At 38.6% G+C, this 20166-nt stretch carries 16 protein-coding genes and 1 riboswitch; of the genes, 3 read left to right on the top strand and 13 right to left on the bottom strand.

Annotation, left to right across the window (positions count from 1 at the left end):
* Nucleotides 1-94: 94 nt before the first annotated feature.
* Nucleotides 95-2530: a TonB-dependent receptor domain-containing protein gene (locus M2419_RS22285; protein WP_153844890.1), complete on the bottom strand. Its 2436-nt coding sequence runs from the start codon at nucleotides 2528-2530 to the stop codon at nucleotides 95-97.
* Nucleotides 2531-2584: 54 nt separating this feature from the next.
* Nucleotides 2585-2710: riboswitch (TPP riboswitch) on the bottom strand.
* Between the two features lie 228 nt (nucleotides 2711-2938).
* Here M2419_RS22285 and M2419_RS22280 point away from each other — a divergent pair.
* The 3 genes from M2419_RS22280 to M2419_RS22270 all read left to right on the top strand — a co-directional run bounded on the left by M2419_RS22280 (nucleotide 2939) and on the right by M2419_RS22270 (nucleotide 6028).
* Nucleotides 2939-4114 (top strand): amidohydrolase family protein, encoded by a 1176-nt coding sequence (locus M2419_RS22280; protein ID WP_088160035.1) that lies wholly within the window; start codon nucleotides 2939-2941, stop codon nucleotides 4112-4114.
* Nucleotides 4115-4232: 118 nt separating this feature from the next.
* Nucleotides 4233-4514, top strand: coding sequence for an acylphosphatase (locus M2419_RS22275; RefSeq protein ID WP_046674815.1), 282 nt, complete (start codon nucleotides 4233-4235; stop codon nucleotides 4512-4514).
* Between the two features lie 44 nt (nucleotides 4515-4558).
* Nucleotides 4559-6028, top strand: coding sequence for a lipopolysaccharide biosynthesis protein (locus M2419_RS22270; protein WP_088160036.1), 1470 nt, complete (start codon nucleotides 4559-4561; stop codon nucleotides 6026-6028).
* A gap of 67 nt (nucleotides 6029-6095) precedes the next feature.
* Here the strand turns inward: M2419_RS22270 and dusB are convergent, their stop codons facing one another.
* The 12 genes from dusB to M2419_RS22210 all read right to left on the bottom strand — a co-directional run bounded on the left by dusB (nucleotide 6096) and on the right by M2419_RS22210 (nucleotide 20135).
* Nucleotides 6096-7091 carry a tRNA dihydrouridine synthase DusB gene (gene dusB, locus M2419_RS22265; RefSeq protein ID WP_153844891.1) on the bottom strand — a complete coding sequence of 332 codons (996 nt, stop codon included), beginning with the start codon at nucleotides 7089-7091 and terminating at the stop codon, nucleotides 6096-6098.
* Between the two features lie 66 nt (nucleotides 7092-7157).
* Nucleotides 7158-9599, bottom strand: coding sequence for an outer membrane beta-barrel family protein (locus M2419_RS22260; protein WP_088160038.1), 2442 nt, complete (start codon nucleotides 9597-9599; stop codon nucleotides 7158-7160).
* 28 nt (nucleotides 9600-9627) lie between these two features.
* Nucleotides 9628-10761, bottom strand: coding sequence for a PepSY domain-containing protein (locus tag M2419_RS22255; protein ID WP_182330330.1), 1134 nt, complete (start codon nucleotides 10759-10761; stop codon nucleotides 9628-9630).
* A 70-nt stretch (nucleotides 10762-10831) separates the two neighbouring features.
* Nucleotides 10832-12061 (bottom strand): DUF4374 domain-containing protein, encoded by a 1230-nt coding sequence (locus tag M2419_RS22250; RefSeq protein ID WP_088160040.1) that lies wholly within the window; start codon nucleotides 12059-12061, stop codon nucleotides 10832-10834.
* Nucleotides 12062-12084: 23 nt separating this feature from the next.
* Nucleotides 12085-14472 carry a TonB-dependent receptor gene (locus tag M2419_RS22245; RefSeq protein ID WP_088160041.1) on the bottom strand — a complete coding sequence of 796 codons (2388 nt, stop codon included), beginning with the start codon at nucleotides 14470-14472 and terminating at the stop codon, nucleotides 12085-12087.
* A 112-nt stretch (nucleotides 14473-14584) separates the two neighbouring features.
* Nucleotides 14585-15673 carry a DUF4374 domain-containing protein gene (locus M2419_RS22240; RefSeq protein WP_157698355.1) on the bottom strand — a complete coding sequence of 363 codons (1089 nt, stop codon included), beginning with the start codon at nucleotides 15671-15673 and terminating at the stop codon, nucleotides 14585-14587.
* A 143-nt stretch (nucleotides 15674-15816) separates the two neighbouring features.
* On the bottom strand, nucleotides 15817-16449 hold the full coding sequence (locus M2419_RS22235) for a hypothetical protein (RefSeq protein WP_088160043.1): 633 nt from the start codon (nucleotides 16447-16449) through the stop codon (nucleotides 15817-15819).
* Between the two features lie 54 nt (nucleotides 16450-16503).
* Entirely contained in the window at nucleotides 16504-17019 is a 516-nt protein-coding gene (locus M2419_RS22230) for an RNA polymerase sigma-70 factor (RefSeq protein WP_227550098.1), read from the bottom strand.
* 66 nt (nucleotides 17020-17085) lie between these two features.
* Complete coding sequence (gene trpC / locus M2419_RS22225; RefSeq protein ID WP_153844895.1) at nucleotides 17086-17868, bottom strand: indole-3-glycerol phosphate synthase TrpC; 783 nt, start codon at nucleotides 17866-17868, stop codon at nucleotides 17086-17088.
* 11 nt (nucleotides 17869-17879) lie between these two features.
* Nucleotides 17880-18455 (bottom strand): aminodeoxychorismate/anthranilate synthase component II, encoded by a 576-nt coding sequence (locus tag M2419_RS22220; RefSeq protein WP_153844896.1) that lies wholly within the window; start codon nucleotides 18453-18455, stop codon nucleotides 17880-17882.
* Nucleotides 18442-18735, bottom strand: a complete 294-nt coding sequence (locus M2419_RS22215) for an isochorismate pyruvate-lyase (protein ID WP_153844897.1) — start codon at nucleotides 18733-18735, stop codon at nucleotides 18442-18444. Before M2419_RS22215 ends, M2419_RS22220 begins: the two co-directional genes overlap by 14 nt.
* Nucleotides 18732-20135 carry an anthranilate synthase component I family protein gene (locus M2419_RS22210; protein ID WP_153844898.1) on the bottom strand — a complete coding sequence of 468 codons (1404 nt, stop codon included), beginning with the start codon at nucleotides 20133-20135 and terminating at the stop codon, nucleotides 18732-18734. The genes M2419_RS22215 and M2419_RS22210 overlap by 4 nt, the downstream gene beginning before the upstream one ends.
* Nucleotides 20136-20166 lie beyond the last annotated feature (31 nt).

Raw genomic sequence — 20166 nt, 5'->3', positions numbered from 1 at the left:
GATGTAATGTGCAATTTATCCACCATATTAAATAAAAAACGTCTCTTGCTTCCTCAGGAAAAAAGAGACGTTTTTTTATTTAAATAAATTGTTTCTAAAATTTGAAATTCAAGCCCAATAGGAAATTTGTTGGTGCTTGTGGGAAATAGAAATTATAATATTTTCGGGTATCACCTTCCATCCAACCAAAGGTGTAGCCATTGGCTTCGTACTTTTCGTTGAAGATGTTGTTGACCTGTAAAGTTGCACTGATGTTTTTGATACCTAATGCTGTAAAGCTATAGTTTGCTAACAGATTGTTGACAAAATAAGAGGAAATGCTTCTCTCTTTCGCAGATGAATTATCTAGATATTGTCTTCCTACAAATTTGGATAGAAGAGAGAATGTAAGTGATGTTATCGGACTATAAGAAAAATTACTTGACAAAATCGTTCCCGGAGATAAAGCAATGTCTGTTTTCGAATAAAATATCCTTGTATCACCGATTACCTCTTCAAAGTCTTTAATTTTATTTTGGCTGAAACTAGCTGTTGCTTTCCAGTTGAACTGCTTGTTGATGTTCCATGATCCATCGAATTCAAGCCCCATTCTATAGCTATCTTTGACATTTTGTCGAATTGGAGAGCCAGTATCACTGATTTCACCTGTTGGGATCAACTGATCCTTGTAAAACATGCCATACCCATTCAATCCGATGTTGAATTTTTCATTTGTAAAGCGATAGCCAAATTCGATGTCCTGCATTTTCTCCGGGGTCGGGTCGGGTAAGGCGCTATTTTTCTCTATAAAATCCTTGCGAACAGGTTCTTTCTGTGCAAAGGCATAAGAAGCGTATACATTTGAATGGTCATTTAGCAAATAAGTTGCACCAGCTTTAGGGTTTAAGAAATTAAACTTAGGATGATAATTATAATTTTTCACCTTATCATCATCACCATACATGTGGTAATCTACATTCCGATATTGAATATCGGCCATTAATATCCACTTATCTAGTTTATAATCGACCTTTAAGAAATTACTGAAATCATTTTTTTGTGATTTCCCGAAGTAATATTTATCGTCAAGAAAACCTGTTGATGCATATTGTGCCCAAATCACCTGGCCATAATGTTTTCCTTTGTATTGATTATAAGCTCCACCCCAAGTAATTTCAAGCTGATCATTCGGTCTGTAATTTAGGGCATAGGTCATGCCATAAAAATAATTATCAAGCCATCTCCTGCGGACGAGATCTGTTTTTTGTATGGTATCTTTACCAATGATGACGTTAGGCAAACCGTATTTACTTAGTTTATCTCCGGGTCTCATTTCTTCATAGTAACCATAACCTCTTGTATAGTGTAGGGCTGTATTGAGCGTCAATTTGTCGTTCAGGATATTGGTATAATGAAGTTGATGATGTTTCTGCGTATAATTATCTGTTTGATTTTGATACGTATATAGATTATAATTCCGGCCGGCGTTCATGAAACGATCCTTCTCTGCGCCCGAGATTTCGAGTGCATTATCTGCATAGTCATCCATGCGTGATCGATCGCCAGTAATCAATGGTTCGGGAACGCCATTCCAGGCTTGATATGTCTTTTCTTTTCCCCAGAATACAATTCCTTTTAAAATATGTTTCTTGCCATAATAACCTCCGTCCACATAAAAAGATTGTAAGTCTGAACTACCTCTTTCGATATAACCATCGCTACTGATTCGAGATAATCTGGCATTGAAGGCAAATTTGTCGTTAATTAGCCCGGTACCTACCTTGACTGTATTTTTCCAGGTATTGTAGGAGCCAAATGAATTGTTGAGCTCTGCGTAAGGGGTTTCGACTAACGTATTGGACTGAATATTTAATGAGGCTCCAAATGATCCGGCACCATTCGTCGAAGTCCCAATACCACGCTGAACTTGGATGCTCTCGGTAGAAGAGGCAAAGTCGGGAAGGTTTACAAAAAATGAACCCATGCTCTCCGCATCATTTAAAGGGATTCCATTTAATGTTACGTTGATTCGTTGATTATCCGATCCCCTGATTGTCATTCCGGTATAACCTATACCTGCACCGGCATCGGAATTGACCTGCACGGATGGAGTCTGATTTAAAAGGAATGGAATATCCTGGCCGAGGTTATTACGCGTTATTTCTTCTTTGGAGATGTTTTTAAAGGTTGTAGGAGCATTTCTTTTGGCACGGGTAGATTGAACAAGTACCTCTTCCATTTGAATTGTACTAGGTTCTAACGCTACCGTAAGCTCCAAATTGTCTTTAACATCCACATTTTGGCTCCATGTTTTATATCCAAGAGAAGATACCTGGATCTGGTGCTTACCTGTATTGATACGATATAGTTTAATCAGTCCATTTTTGTCCGATTGGCCAGCGAAGGATGCTTGTCCATCTATGGATATGGAAACATACTGTAAGGGGGTCTGATTAGTATTGTCTACAGCTTTAATTGTCAGATTTTGTTGCGCAATGGCAATTTGGCTTGAAATAGTAGCTAAGGAGCTACAAATCAAAAATTTGATCATGGTAATGTATTTTGTTTGAGTTAAACAAATCATAGCAAGGGGTTACTATGACCGCACTATTTAACTAACCTCTCCCTACGCCAGCATTATCTGGATCAGGTGTACAGAATTTAATCTGTTGGGTATAATCTCAGCCTTTATTTGTGTTCCTGACAAAACAAGGCACCCCTATTCGATGCTGCGAATATATAAATTTAAAATTGAAATGAAGTATAAAGAAGTAATTTATGACAAATGGAAAAGAGTGGATTTGCGGTATTATTTCTTTTTGGTTAAAAATTTGTGCAAATTGTTGTTTTTGGTATTTATTGTTCTTTTTAGGTACCTTGGCATGAATTTTTCTACTAGAGGTATGTATTCATACAGGTCAAAAAATTTTAGTTACTAAATTGATAGTGAGGAGATAAAATGTTAAAATATTTAAGCGCTAATTATATTCTGCCGATTACTTCAATGCCAATAAAAGACGGTATTGTTTCGGTAGATGAGGAGGGGGTAATTCAAGGTATCTATGACCCAACTTCATTTACACCTTCAGATAAAACGAAGGTTGAGAGATATGAAGGAGTGATAATTCCAGGTTTTATCAATGCACATTGCCACATTGAATTGTCGCATATGAAAGGTATTGTTCCTAAAGGTACGGGGCTTCCGAGCTTTCTCAGTAAGGTGATGACAACGCGGTCGGCATCGATGAAAAAAATAGATGACGCTATGGCCAAAGCCGATCGAGATATGTACGAAAATGGTATTGTCGCAGTCGGAGATCACGCCAACACTGATAATTCTTCAAAATTGAAGGAAGATTCACAGATATTATATCACACATTTGTGGAGGTGCTCGGAATTGAACCTGAAGAAGCTGACTTTAAGTTAAAGGAGGCTAAATCGTTGACCCAAGAGTTTAGGAATGGGCATGTATCCATTACTCCGCACGCTCCCTATTCTTGTTCGAAGGTCCTTTTTAAGAAATTCAAGAAGATGGTTCCGGAAACAAATATTATCAGTATTCACAATCAAGAAAGTGAAGAGGAGAATAAACTGTTCCGTTATAAAATGGGTGAGTTCTTGGACTTTTATAAAAGTATAGGAAAAAATGCTGATGCGATTAAGGCGCAGGCAAGAAATTCGATTCAGTCTTATCTTCCTTATTTGCCTTATCCAAATAAATTATTGTTGGTTCATAACACCTATACCTCTCTTAAAGATTTGGATTTTGTAGAGCGTATGGATCGTGATGTGATGTGGTGTCTCTGTCCAAAAGCCAACCTTTATATTGAGGGAACATTACCAAAGGTTCAGAATTTTATGAATGCCGGACAGCGTTTGGTAATCGGAACGGACAGTTTAGCTTCAAACGATACATTGTCCATTTTGGAGGAGCTAAAGGTATTGCATGCGCACTTTGAGGATCTGGATTTCTTGCAGACTATTCAATGGGCTACAATCAATGGTGCTATCGCGTTGAACATTGAGAATGAATTTGGCTCACTTGAAGTGGGTAAAAAACCTGGGATTGTGTTGTTGCAAGGTATGGAACACATGCGCCTAAATGAAGATGTTAAGGTAAAACGTTTAGCGTAGTATTTAATTCCCCAAAACTTCTGTACTTTTGCTCTTATTGAACCGTCCATGACTATAATAACGAAACTATAGTCATGGTAAGTTCCATCTGACCGATGGAAGAAAAAATAAGTTACAGATGAAACATTTGAATATTTCAATAAGAGGTAAAGTACAGGGGGTCTTTTTTAGATTGACAACCAAGGCGGTTGCAGATCAAGTCGGTGTTAGAGGCTTTGTTGTCAATTTAAAAGATGGTTCTGTCTATATAGAGGGCGAGGGCGACGATTTTGCACTAGATTCACTGTTGGAGTTCTGCCAAGAAGGACCCGAGGGTGCAATCGTTGAAAGTGTTGAGGTAAAGGAAGGCGAAATGAAGGGCTTTTCCAATTTTGAAGTAGTTAAAAGAGTTCAATCTTAAGCCGTTTCGCCTTGTCAGTACTTAAAAAATTCGCCGGACAGACCATGATTTATGGCCTGAGTACGATTATAGCCCGTATGCTGTATTTCGTCATGACGCCATTGTATGTCCTCAAATATCCACCTGCGTCCTACGGAATATTTACTAATATGTACGCCTGGGCATCCATGATCAATGCCGTTTTGGCATTTGGAATGGAAACAACTTTTTTTAGGTTTCTCCAAAAAGTCGAAGAAAAGGATAAAAAGCAGGTTTTCAATAACAGTTTTATCGTCATTGCCTCTTTGGCAACATTATTTTTTATTACGGCCATAGTCTTTGCTGGCACTATTGGTAGCTGGTTGAATAAGGGAACTTACAATGCCGATTACGAGAGCTATGTGAAGTATTTCGCCCTCATATTGGCATTGGATGCTTTAGCTATTGTTCCTTTTGCGAAATTGAGATCGGAGGGAAGGCCTATTCGATTTGGTGCTATTAAATTGGCCAACATCGGTATTATGGTTATTCTTAACCTATTCTTTATTGCGCTAGTTCCCTATCTGATAAAAGATGGTGGTACTTTGGGTAATTGGTGTTCCGGTTGGTATAGAAATGAATGGATAGGTTATGTATTTATTTCTAATATTGTGGCAAGTGCAGCAACCTTTCTATTGCTCCTTCCTGAAATGAGGGGTTTCTATTTTAAACCGGAAAAGCAGCTAATCTTAAAGATGCTATCGTATAGCTTTCCGATTTTAATTGCCAATATTTCTTATATCATCAACGAAAATTTAGATAAAATTGTGTTGCCAATCTACCTGCCTAAGGATATTGGGGATCGCGATTTGGGGATCTATGGAGCCGTTGGAAAATTAGCAATGTTTCTGAGCATTTTTGTTCAGGCTTTTCGATTGGGGGCCGAACCATTTTTCTTTTCTTATGCAAAAAATGCCAATGCAAAGAAGACCTATGCGTTGATTATGGAATATTTCGTAATTGCCATGATGTTAGTTATGCTGGGGATTACAGCGAATATTGACTGGCTGAAGTATTTTATTAAAGGAAATGTGGAAACTCGTGACTTATATTGGTCTGGACTTTTTATCGTTCCGCTATTACTATTCAATTATGTCCTGCTGGGTATTTATATGAATCTCTCCGTATGGTATAAGCTTTCCGATCAAACGCGGTACGCATTGTATATTTCATTGGTAGGGGCAGGAATAACCATCGTTGCAAATTATTACCTGATCCCGAGGTACAGTTATGTTGGAGCATCAATAGTCACATTTCTAGCCTACTTTTCTATGGTGGTGCTATCTTATGTATGGGGGCAAAAACATTATCCTATACCCTATAAATTGGGCAAGATCCTGATGTATATACTTTTAGGGATATGTTTCTCCTATCTATCCTACTTTGTATTTAATCATAATGCCTTCGTTGGTAATGGGCTTTTGATTGCTTACATTGGAGGTGTATTTATGATGGAAAGAAATCAGCTCAAGCGATTCATAAAGAAAGACGCTTAAACGAAAAAAGGTCGTGCTAATATTAACTTAGCACGACCTTTTTCTTTATAAATTGTGGACTTTAGGATTATACCATTTCTGCCGAGAAATTGTGTTCAATTTCATGAAGTACCTCAAGAATCTCAGCTTGGCTTTGTAAGCTGACCAACTTCATTCGGTGTTCTTTAAAGTTAGGGATTCCTTTGAAGTAATTCGCATAATGCCTGCGCATTTCAAAAATACCCAATTTGTCACCTTTCCATTCAATGGATTTGTTCAGATGTGTTCTGCAAACCTCGACACGTTCGGCAATAGTTGGTCCTTCTAAACGCTCACCAGTATTGAAAAAATGTTTTATTTCTCTAAAAATCCAGGGGTATCCGATTGCTGCACGGCCAATCATAATGCCATCCACTTCAAACTCCTGCCGCCATGCCGCAGCTTTTTCGACAGAGTCTACATCGCCATTGCCAAAAATTGGAATCTTGATGCGCGGATTGCGTTTGATATCACGAATCATAGACCAGTCCGCCTGACCTTTATACAGCTGCGCGCGCGTACGTCCATGAATAGCAAGTGCTTTGATCCCCACATCTTGTAACCTTTCGGCAACTTCGTATACATTTTTTGTGTTATCATCCCAGCCAAGACGTGTTTTCACCGTTACGGGTAAATCCGTAGCCTCAACGACAGCTTTTGTCATTGCAACCATTTTATCGATGTCCTGTAGCAGGGATGAACCAGCTCCTTTGCAGACTACTTTTTTAACTGGACAGCCGTAATTGATGTCGATTAAATTAGGCTCTGCTTTTGTGCAGATCTCAGCAGACTGACGCATACTTTCAATATCTCCACCAAAGATCTGAATGCCAATAGGACGTTCATATTCAAAAATATCAAGTTTTTGAATTGACTTTGCAGCATCCCGAATTAAGCCTTCCGAAGAAATAAATTCAGTATACATTAAATCAACACCATTCTGTTTGCACACATAGCGAAACGGAGGATCACTTACATCCTCCATCGGAGCTAATAACAATGGGAATTTACCCAAATCAATATTTTCACCAATCTTGACCGACATCTTCGATAATTTTTTACAAAGGTACAAAATTTGGCATTAGTATAAAGTTAGCTAACTGTCACGAGTTTAGAGCCGATTTTTGATCTCTTCAGATCCTGTCGAACGTTGACCGTTCGAATCGCCAACCCCGCCAAATCGATAGTTAAAGGAGAGTATAGCCGTCCTACTGTCAGGGTTCGATTTCCCTACGAGCCTTATTGTTGACGAAAAGGTCTCATAACGCCGATTGTTGGTCCTCAAAATATCATTCACAACTAGCTTGACAGATGCTCTTTTATTGAGTATATTTTTTTGGATGCCAGTATATATTTGGCCGTAACTCTTGATCTGACTTAAGCCTATTGTCAGCCCCGATACGTAGTTCCCGCCGAGTTCTATAGACCAATCTTTAGGCAATTTGAATGTATTCTGACTATTGAGTGTAAGCGTATTGCCTTTTCGGCTGATCAAGCCATCCTCTTGTGGGATATTATATTCATTACGGTAATAATTTGCGAAGTGTGTAGCTGACCACCAAGCTGTCAATTGGCTAGGGGCGATAATTGACAATCCGTAATTTCTAAATGAACCAATATTCTCAGGACGTTCGTAGGTAATGTATGGATTGGTTGGATCCGTACCAATGATCTCGTTAACGACATTGGTCCTCTTTGCATAGTTTAAGGTCAAAATATATTTGCTGGCAAGTGTATAGCCAAACTCAAGAGAATGCTCGTAAGCAGGATTCAGCTGAGCATTGCCTTCCGAATAGGAAAAAGGATCTGTATATACGCGAAATGGATTGAGATCCCAAAATGATGGTCTTTGTACGCGGTAGCTGTAGCTTGTCTGCAATTTGTTTTTTTCATTGAGGGTATAGGTTAGAAATGCCGAAGGAAATAGTTTGAAATATGATTTTTCAAATTGCTCATGGAGGGTGATTTGATTACCTAAAGTATGCGTATGCTCACCTCTGACACCAACCTGTGCCGAAATTTTATGCCAGCTTTTGGATAGATTGATATAACCCGCTTGTATTGTTTCTTTGTAAATGAAATGGTTGCTTGTTGTCAGGTCCGGGACGTATTGATCCTTTTGTAAGGTGTCATAATGCAGGTCATTTTCTGTGCGTACATGACTGGCTTTCCAACCTGTCTCCAGTTTATACCCTTGGGCTAGCGGGAGTATATAATCCAACTTGGCGACGTACACTTTATTGTCTGATGGAATGTCTCCTCTACGTGACGATGGTTGGTTGAGCGTGGAGCCATCTGCTTTCGTATAATTCGTGTTCAGCTGCTGATCCATTTTGGAATAATGGTCGACAAGATCGAGATCGATCTTTAGTTCGTGCCCTTTCTCGTTAAATTTGACAGTATAGTTGACATTGTAGAGCATGTCCCGCCAGTGTTCTTTTCCTTCCGTTATCGTAGCAGAAGACCACACTAATTGATTATCGTCAAAGTTTCTGAAACTATTTGTCGTGGGTTCATACTTCGGATATTTGCCAAAACCGCCATTGATAAGTAGGCCAAGTGTCTGTTTGGAATCTATGTTATAATCTATACCAGCTCTAAAGTTATTAGACCGTAGTTTGGGGCGTATGTTATTTTCCTGTTGGCTATAAGATTCTGGAACATTGTGCTGATCGGGATAAAAATACCGGGTGAGGGAATTGAAATATTCGAGGTTCTGATGATATTGATTGTAAATTCCAAATACATTGAGTTTCTCCGTGCGGTAATTTAAATTGAGACTACCGCCAAGATGTGTGCCCCTGCCTAACCCTCCATTGAGCGAGATGGCACCGTTCCATCCTTGTTTTATTCCTTTTTTTAAAACGATATTGATAATTCCTGCTGAACCGGCCGCATCTTGTTTTGCACTAGGGTTGGACATAACCTCGATTTTGTTGATATCAATGGAAGATGTGCTCCGCAGTAAATTGGCAAGTTGATCGCCTGAAAGATAGGTCATCTTGCCATTGATCATCAGGGTTGCTCCCGATTTCCCTTTCATACTTAATACTCCGCTGTCATCTACAGCTATTCCTGGAATCTTATTCAGTAGTTCAAGTCCATTATTGCCATCAGCAAGCATCGAGTTTTCTACATTGAACACAAGCTTATCCTGTTGTTGTTCGATGAATTGCTTTTTGCGTTGTACCAGTACTTCTGCTAAATACGTATTATTCGGTAAGAGGGTAATCTGACCGAGGTTAATTTCACCCAGTTGCTCTGTCAGGCTGAAATGTGGGCTAAAAGTCTCTTGATGCGTGATGTTTTTTATCTTCACAAAATAACGACCTGCTTTTTCATTGGCGAATGTAAAACGTCCTAAGCTATCCGAAAGAATCGTATTGGATAGTGTACTATCTTTGGCGTTATGAAGGCTTATACTTACATAGGGAATAGCTCGTTTATCTTCACCCACAATTTGTCCCTTAATAGGATTGGTTTTTTGTGCATAGCAATTGAACGTTGTACAAATAAATAGAAAACTTACGATATAATGCTGGATATGACGCATAGTACTATGATTAAGAGATTACTAAAATTTAAGGAGTTGCTAGCTGTGTATGTTTTGTTTTTTTTACCGTTTTTCTTTTCTTGCCCCACCAGATATAGAATCCCGTTGCCGGTAAGGTCGCACAGATCAATGAGGCCACGAAATAGATGATTTTTGTTGTCATTCCTCCAATAAAACCAGTATGGAGTGCATAGTTGGATCGCATCAACCATTCTGTGGTATTTGCCTCATCAATGGGACCTTGTTTTCTGCCGGCTAGCTCAAGTGTATATCGGTCGAAATTGAGATCTCGCCAGGTGCCACCTTCCATGTCGGTACAAGCATACACTGTTTTGTCTTCCGGCTCAGGATAATGGACAATGACTGCCTCTTTGTTATATTTGGCATATTCACGACGTACTTTATGCCAAATCTGGTCTGCAACAACTAAAGCATCGTTTAAAGGTTGATCAATGTATTCTTCTTTATTTGATTTCTCTATCTTAGGTTTATTTGGATACCCCCCAGTCAACGAGACGACAGCGCTTCGGATCCATGGAAAGCTCATGATGAGTCCAGTAAAACACATAACCAGCGCTATTGTTAGCGAATAGAAGCCGAGCACATTGTGAAGGTCATAATTCACTCTTTTAAATTTCGCCTTCCATTTGATTGAAAAGCTTTGTTCTCTAGATCTCTTGTTCCATTTTTTTGGCCACCAGAGTACAAGCCCAGTGATCAACAATATAAAGAAGATGAATGTGCTCCAGCCGACTACTTGTCGTCCTATTTTTACAGGCATCCAAAGGTGACGATGCCCTTCATCCATGAAATGAAAGAAATCTTCATGATCTACAATGGCGAGGACTTCTGCGGTGTAGGGATTTACGTAAACTAGACTATCGGAATGGTCCAAACTCACTTTGACGGATTTGTCTAATCCGTTATACCAGGAACTTGCGATTTCTTTATCAGGAAGAATATGGTTTACTGCTTTGTAAATAACGGAAGGAGGAAGTTGTTCTTCGGCACTTCTGGGTTCGACGTGAATATAGTTGGTAGTCAATTCTTTGATGTCATGTTCAAAGACGAGTACACAACCTGTAATTGCTAAGATAATAACGGGAATACCGGCGGCAAGTCCCAACCAAAGATGCAGCCAGGCGTTGATTTTACTGAACATAATTTAATAATGATAACGGATAGTATTTAATCGAAGGGGCGACAATAGGTCGCCCCGGTTTAATAAGAGATTAATCTAAATTATATAGCATTGGTGTATCTGCGTCACCCCCAAGTATTTTGGCGCCTTTTGTTAATTTGTCCGTAGTTGGGTTATACTCCCAAATATAGATGGCGTCAGCTTTGGGATCATTTACCGCTATGTATGCGTTCCCATTGATGACAACTGCCGAGCGGGAATTACTGACCAATGGAAAGTCTAATTTTTTAACTACTTTTTGTGAGTTTACGTCAACGATTAGGTATTCCCACATAGCAGCATACCACCAATCGTTCCATTCTTTAACATTATTTTTTGTGTCATGTGCGCTGATAAGTAAAGCCTTACCATTACCTAGGTAAGAAACCCCCAGTTGGTTATCTCCGCCTTGGTACTGACTGATATTGAAGAAGTAATTTGGATCAAGTTTGTCATCTCCATCTTTAATTCGATAGAATCCAGTAGGTAGGTTTTTGCCCCCACCCAATGCGGGCATTGTATACGTTTGCAAATAAGTGTAACCATTTTCCTTGAATTTATGAAAATAACCGTTTCTAACTGGACCTACGGGTGCTGAACGGTTGTCTTCACCTGTTTTCTTAAAGTTTTTAAACGATGGATAGTCAACCGAACCTGTATACGTAATGTCGTAGCTTACCTTTGTTATATTGTTATATAAACAATAACCTAAGACGACTTTATTACCTTGAGGAAGAAAAGCATAAATCCGCATATTATGGTCTTTCGGGATGTCGGTGTCTGAGGTTATTGTACCACTTGCCTCTACAAGCATCGTATTTGTGTTGATTACAGCGTATTCGTTGCTATTGCGTGGGCCGACGGCCAAGCGATCGTCATCCAGCCAACTATGCCAGCCTATATATAAAGTGGTTAACTTGGTGAACGGAATGACTTTAATAGCCTTTAATACACCATTTTCAAAGCTATATTTTCCGAACTGAGCGGCATTTGGATCAATCGAGTAGAAATACTTGCCTTTTTGAATTACATTTTCTTCCCATGGGAACATACTTGTTACATCAGTACCGGCGCCTACTGGAGAGATCGTACCTGACATGAGATCTTTTACAGGAAGCATAAACGAACCATTGTCTGTACTGAACTTTATCGCAAAATTTCCACCAACTTCTTCCGTTGGATTTGTGGGCGTACCGTTGTCAGGTGTGGATTTGCTACAGCCTATTAACGAAATGCCTGCCAAAGCAATTAAACTAACGTTTTTTGTAATTGATTTTAACATGATATTATAGTTTTAAATAATTTTTAATGTGAGGAGCGGATGAGGTACCGTAATTTTAGATATACAGAACGACCGGGGCGCTGTTGCTTGAAAATATCGTAAGCAATTTGATCAGTCAAATTTTTTCCCTCGACGGTGATGTTATAAGTATTGTTATTGAAAGAATAGGTAGCGGCAATATTGTGTAACCATTGGGCTGGAATATAATCTTTTGTTGATTTTTCTGCTAATTTGGACCAGCTTAACGAATAGTTATTTACAAACTGCAAGTAATAATTTAGCTGTATACGATTGTCTTTGGAGCTAAAAAGGTTATTCCGGCCATAACTGATGTCTAGGTTTCCAAATAGCCACGGCTCATTGGGTGTACGATTTTTGTAGGTTATCTTTTCTCTATTATTTTTATCATACTTTTCGCGATCGACTGCATTATAATAACTCATGTTTAATACGGCCATAAAATTGGATTTGTACCCATATTTAACTTCGAAATCAAGGCCATTGACCTTCACTCCGCCTTCATTGTCCGCTAATTGTTTTTGCCCCTGCGGGGTGTCGTAAGATTTCTGAATGATATAGTCCTTAACATTCCTATAATAGGTTGAAGCGTCCACATTTAGATAGTGGTTTCCAAAGGTTGTTCCATAGTAGAAATTCAGGTTATAGTTGTCGCTATTTGCAGGCTTTAATTTTTCATTAGCCATAACGTTTAAACCATCTCCAAAGAGCTCGGTAAAAGTTGGTAGTTGATAGGCATGTTCATACGATAGTTTTATGCCGTAACTCGCATCTAATTTAATGTTCGTCACAGCGCCATAACCAAAGTAGTTTTTGGAGGTTTTACCAGCAGTGTTGGTTTTGCCAGATAAGCCATACTCTTTGATGAAAAATGAATTATTTAGTCGCTCTTTCCAAAGAATCTGTTGATAATTGAGCCCAATAGTCGTTCTATAGATCTGATTTGTTATATTATAAAAATCATTGTAGGGATCTATCTCATTGTAATTTTCGCGTTTATTGGTGTTTAAATTATAGTTGAAATTGAATAGGTGCGATGCTGATAGCTTGTAATTTAAATTTACCTGCGAAAAGCTGTTGTTAATCTTTTGATGGGTGATGGATTTGTAGCTATTCAGTTCGCCTGCATTGGGACTATATTCTGTAGCTATACCGTTCCAAAAGTAATATGTCCTCGAGCTCGTGTCGGTGATAATATTTTCGCCTCGTGAATAATTTGCGTATACAGTTGCTGATAAATTTTCAAAAAGAAACTTGTCTTTTCTATAGCGCAAGCTTGGAGTAAACGTATGACTTTTACTGAATACATGCCCTAGCACACGTTCTTGTGTCGCTGCGGTTTGTTGCTGGTCATACACGTCATTATAAGTCAAGCCTAAGACAGCGATATCGGCCCATCTTTTATTACTTATGCCCACTTCAACCTGTGTCATAAATGAACGATAGTCATCATGAAAACGCCTTGCGGATTGCAGGGTGTCAAATAATTCGTTTTTCGGAGGTATAGGTGCCTTTAGGTATACACCAGCTTTGGGATTGGTTCTCATGAGATAGTTATTATTTGAGAAATTGTAATAACTATTCAAATTGATCATCAAGCCATTTTTGGGATGTTTATAACCAGCACTCACCGCAGCGCGGTGTGTATTAAATGAGCCAATACTATAACTGAGATCTAAAGATTTTTTATAATCACGATTGGTGACGATGTTGATCGCTCCACCCAAAGCATCTGAGCCCAGGTGTGCCGGTACGACACCTTTATACACCTCAATGCGTTCTGCGATGTTCACCGGCATATTATTGAGACTCATGCCACTGCCGAAAGATTCAATTGGTACCCCGTCGATAAAAAATTTAATGTTATTGCCAGATAAGCCATTTAGCGAAAAGGAATATCGGGAACCTAGGCCGCCTTGTTCTCGAATCTTTACGCCTGTACTTCGATTGAGTATTTGATTTATATCGGAATTGGTATTGGCATATTGTTTGGTTTCTATTACATTAACGTTGAAACCAGATTCTTTGATCCTTTTGCTGACAGTTTTTCCTTCAACTTGTACTTCATCCAATGAATTGCTTTCCGTACTTAATGTGATCTCTTTTAGAATTTCCGTTGACTTATTGACTTCGAGTTTCAGCGTTAAAGTTTTATAGCCGAGTGCTGAAATAATAAATTCATGATTCCCAAAGGGTACATGTTTTAGTATAAAGGTACCGGTTCTATTTGCTTTTGCACCGTTGTTAGTACCTTTATGGAGGATTGTAGCGCCTTCAATCGGTTCCTTTGTGCTATTTTTGATGCTACCTTCGATCTGGGCCAGTTGCTGAGAAAACGAGGGAAAAGATAGGGTTAAAAATAACATTAACCATATCACTTTAAATTTGAACATTGTTTTATTTAGATTAATTACACATAAAGAAGTTGCGTAACTCTAAATTTACCGAAGGTCCTAAGGTGAAAAAAAAGAATAATTTTTGTAATAGTCTGTTTTACAGATAGAATTAATTTAGTCGATCGATTCTTACAATGAAATCGGTCTCTCGATCTAATTGAAGCCCTGGGGTAATTTGACCTGATTTGATATCATAAACCCAAACCTGATGTTTGTCTGAGCTGTCATCAATGGTGATATATGCTTTACCATTTTCAACAAGTACAGATTCTTTACGGGTGCCTTTGTCAAATGGTAGGTTGAGTTTGCGTGTGGTTTTGGCACTGAGGTCAACAAGGAAATATTCAAATTGATAAGTAGAGTGGTGGTCGCTGAAATCGGTATAGCGATCTTTACGTTCGCTCCGTACAATTGCTTGATGATTTCCCAGGTACCACATACCATAAGCGTGGTTATGGGTCTGTGCTGTTAAATCAAAGAAATAATTCGGGTCAATTTGAGTTGATTTCTGACCAATTTTAAAGATAGCAGTTGGCTTTGAGGGAATATTTCCTAAGGCTATGCCTGGGCATGCCATAAAATAATAGTTTCCCTCTTCATCATTGAAACTATAAGATTGTACCGTATTGATCCCTCCGGGATAAGTGGATCGGGTATCTTTTTGAATTTCTTTTAATTGTAATGTCGTTTTATCGAATGTTGCTACATAGAGGGTGTCTATTGTGGTGAAGTCTGTTTCATTGATTATTTTATTGAAGGTATATCCAACGAGTAGCTGTTGCTGGTGTATGGTACTAAAGCCAACAGAAATAATATTGAAATCGGAAGCTGAGGAAGGTATGATTATTTCTTGTTGCTGAGCGACGTTAAAGTCATTGACAGCAACCTTAGTGTACCATAGGCGGCGATTGGTTTTGTTGTCTGATGTGAAAAGGAGTAAGGTGTCGTTGTTGAGCCAATTGATATTTTCAATATGTTGGTCAGGCATAGACAGCTGAGCAATTTCTTTTAGGCCTGTTTTTTCTAGTGTATATTTTCTAAATTTCCCTTCTCTGAGGAAATAAAATCTGCCATTTTTAACAATGATGCTGCGATCGAACTCTTGTGTTGGGATATCAACTCCACTTTGTCGAATCGTTAATTTTCCGCTATCAATGCTGTTGGTCGTGATGATGGTGTTTCCTAAATCCTTATCCATGGTATAGAAGCTATATTTGCCAGCTAAGTTTTTCTCAGCATGTTCTGATCGGCAACTTATCGTAAAGCTAAGAAGCAAGAGCGGTAAGAATAAGATAAGACGGCTTGTTAGCATGGTTCTATAGGATGGGGGATAGGGATCGATTAAATGATGTTAAATTGTAATTTAAGTTCGTGCTGTAATGTTGGTGCAAGAAAAGTTAGTTCGGATTTGGCAATGATAACCTGATTTCCATTTTTTTGCGGTTGCAGTACAAAATAGGTCTCGCCGATTTTTAGTTCTTTCTTTTTATCTCCCGAAAGGCTGAATGCAAAGTTCTTTTTGGGTATAAAGAGCATATTGCCTGTCGTTTTAATTTCCCCAGTATCGGTATTGATCTGAGCAGTCGCATTTTTGCCTAAAACTATTTTATAGTTATCCTGATTGATATATTTTAGGTTAGCATTCGTTCTGTTGTCGAATGTCGCATCAGTTTTTTCACTCATGTTAAACAGATGGAAGCCAATACTCAGTACGGCTAATAACGAAGCTGCAATGCCAAGGTATCTAAAATTGTATTTTTTTTGTTTAATTTTTATTGGTGCCTTGGATTGTTCAATATGCGCATTGATGTCGGCCCAGATATCGCTTTCTAATTTGTTTTTTTGAGCTGTAGAAATAGGCAATGGCTTAGTTTCGAAGGTGTCATCCAGCAACCATTGTTCGACCAACAGTCTTTCTGTTGGCGAGCATTGGCCTAAATGATATTTCTCTATTAACTTCTTGTCTATGTTCATCAGTATATTCAACTTGCTAACAAAAATACGAGATTTCTCTTTTTATGGATCAACTTACAATATATATTCTGTTAATTCTGTTTTTAATGTTTTAAGTGCCCGCGAAATATGGTATTCTACAGCTCTTTCAGAGATCACCAGTTCCTGGGCAATTTGCTTGTTGGTAAGTCCCTGTTCCCTGCTCATCCGAAATACTTTTCGACATTGGTTAGGCAGTGTGTTGACCAGGTGGGAAATTTTGTTTGCGAGTTCCTCAGCAATCAACGTATTGTCCGTATAGTGGGATTCGCTGGTGTTTGAAATATTGCTTAGGTGTTGTTGACGGGAGACCTTGTTGCGAATGTATTCAAAAGCTTTGAGTTTTACCGAGCGGATCAGATAACGTTCCACTTCTTTCAGTCGAAGCTCATTTCGTCTTTCCCAAAGTGATTTGAAAACATCTTGAACGATTTCTTTTGCATGCTCTTCATCTTGGATATTACTAAGACAGAAAGCAAACATACCTTCCCAATGACGAAGATATATTTGCTCAAAACTCTCTCGATCTATAATAAAAAAATCCGTTTCCAAAATACACTGACCTTAGCTTATACCTTGGCAAATATAATCTTATTTAGATTGATTTTAAATAACTTTCTATATTTCTTTTACAAAGTCTTTGATAGCTTGTCCAGGATCGGCTGTCTTCATGAAATTTTCACCAATTAAAAATCCCTGGAATCCGGCTTTTTTTAAGGCTTTAATTGTCGAAGGATCAGCTATACCGCTCTCAGATACTTTAATATATTCTGTTGGTATTTTGTTCAGGAGATCATAAGAATGCTGAATGTCGACTGAAAAATCTTTAAGGTTTCTATTATTGACACCAATTGCGTCAATGTCATCGAAAAGATTATCCAACAGTTCCTGTTCATTGTGTACCTCAAGTAAAACATTTAAACCCAATTGGTGTGCATAGGCTGCAAATTCCTGTATTTCCTCCTTTTTCAGACATGCTGCAATTAAAAGGATGATATCTGCTCCATAAGCTTTTGCTTCGGTGATCTGATATTTATCCACGATGAATTCTTTTCTTAAGATAGGAATGCTAATAGCCTTACGTGCTTTCGATAGATCTTCTAAATTGCCTTTGAAAAATTCACCATCAGTGAGAACCGAGACTGCCGAAGCACCTGCCTCCTCGTATGCCTTTACAACATCTTCCACTGCTGAAGTACTATTGATGTCTCCTTTTGATGGCGATGCTCTTTTGTATTCAGCTATAATTCCTGTTTTTTCAGGATCAAGAATAGATTCTCTCAACGATAGACAAGCCACACTGAAATAGGGATAGTTTAATAGCTCTTCCAAAGGAACTAAAGCTTTTGCTTTTTCTACTTCTATTTTTTTTCGTTCAATGATTTTATCAAGTATAGTCATTTTTTTAGATGTTAGATTCCCAACCAGTTTTCAATTAATTTTTTACCATTTGTGGTCAATACCGACTCTGGGTGGAACTGCATTCCCCTTACATCGTATTCGGTATGGGTTAAGGCCATAATGATGCCATTCTCGTCGATCGCCGTTACCTTGAGGCTAGCTGGTAGGCTGTCTTTGTTTACGGCCCAAGAATGGTAGCGTCCAATTTTGGAATCTTTTGGGAAGTCCCGAAACAATTTCTCTGACTCATCAACAACAGTAATATTTGTTGCTACGCCATGCAAAGGTTTTTCCATATTGAATAGTGTACCACCAAAGACTTCTGCAATAGCCTGTTGGCCTAAGCAAATACCCAATATACTTTTATGTGGGGCGTAGGTACGGATAACATCAAGTAATAATCCAGCTTCTTCTGGAATACCTGGGCCCGGCGAAAGAAGTATTTTATCGAAAGCATCAATATCTTCCAGTTTAAATTTATCATTTCTCCATACAACATATTCTTGATCTAATTCCTGTAACAAATGGACCAAGTTGTAGGTGAACGAATCGTAGTTGTCTATAACGACTATTTTATTGTTGCTCATAACCTTTTGCTATAAAATCTTGATTAATATAATTTTCAATTTCCTGGAATATGGACTGAATAAATACGATTGGCAAATGAAATCTTTTTGCCAGTAGGACATAATTACTGTCCAGGTTCCGTATAATATTCTGCTCTCCGTTTTGCTCATCGTTTAAAGACTTGCCTTTGCCAATATAGGTTTTTCGTAATGCCAATAGCTCAACGATGCGGTTGTCAATGGTGTCTACCGAATCATGGATATGTTGCTTGTTGACACAGTATTCCAATGGTCTGATCATAATGTTTCTGCTAATTGTAATGCTTTTCGTAGCGCAGCAATTTTGTTATTTACTTCTTGTAGCTCCATTTCAGGGTCTGAATCTAGTACGATACCGCCACCGGCCTGATAATGTAAGGTGTTTTGCTTACTTAGGAAGGAACGAATCATAATGGCATGATTAAAATCTCCGTTAAAACCCATAAATCCAATTGCACCCGAATAAAATGAGCGTTGTAATCCTTCATAACGATCAATCAATGTCAACGCCATATGTTTTGGAGCACCTGAAAGCGTACCCGCTGGATATGTATCACCTACGATGTCAAATGGGTTGATATTATCTTTTAATGTGCCCGTTACTTTGGAGACCAAGTGGATAATATGCGAGTAATATTGTGGTTCCATGTAGGACTCAACTTTAACTTGGGTGCAATGTCTACTTAAGTCATTGCGGGCAAGATCGACGAGCATAACATGTTCTGAAGTTTCTTTAGGGTCTTCTTTGAGCTTGGTGGCTATTTTTTGATCTTCCTCCATGTTGCCTGTCCGTTTGAATGTTCCTGCAATAGGGAAAATTGTCGCTTGTTTCCCGTGGATACGCAATTGAGCCTCAGGCGATGATCCGAAAAGTTTAAAGTCACCATAATCAAAATAGAAAAGATAGGGCGAAGGGTTGATGGAGCGGAGCGCACGATAGACATTAAATTCATCCCCGGAGAACGGTGTCTTAAAGCCTCTGGATGGAACGATCTGGAATACATCACCACGTTGTATATGCTCTTTCATCTTTTTGACCAACTGACGGTGTTCTTCATCGGTACGATTGGAGCTTTCCTCACCGGCTAGTTTGAAGGTATATTCGGGAAAGTTTTTGTTCTGAATAAGGAACTGCATTCTTTCAAGTTCTGATTCTTCGTCATCCAGCAGATGTTCAAAAATATAGAGTTGATTACGGAAGTGGTCGATGGCAATGACATATTTGTAAACATGATATTGCATAAACGGTATTTTCCGTGCTGGATCTACCATTGTTGTTAGTTTGATGTCTTCAAAGTGTTCAATACAATCGAAGGTGAAGTAACCAAATAGGCCATTGGAGATCAAGTTAAGTTCAGCAATTGTATGATCTTCGAAGGAATTTCTAAAATCGGAAACTTCTTGACGTAATTCGATTTCGTGCGCATTTTTTACGATACGTTCTCTACCCGGATAAGTGAGCGTCAGCTCTTTCTCATCGAGCTGGATCCCAGCGATTGGTTGACAACAGATGTAACTTATGTTGTTGTCGCGACTATGGTAGTCGGAACTTTCCAGTAACAATGAGTTTGGAAAGATATCTCTTAGGCGAAGATAGATGCTCACTGGTGTAGTTGTATCCGCAAGCAACTTTCTGGTTTGTGTTTTGAATGTATACTTCATTTTTTGTGTCTTATCTTCTTGTTGTAAATTT

It is taken from the genome of Sphingobacterium sp. BIGb0116 (genome assembly GCF_024808035.1).
Classification (GTDB): Bacteria; Bacteroidota; Bacteroidia; order Sphingobacteriales; family Sphingobacteriaceae; genus Sphingobacterium; species Sphingobacterium paramultivorum.
The sequence above is the reverse complement of the archived record's forward strand: the minus strand, read 5'-3'. Positions and strand labels throughout refer to the sequence as shown.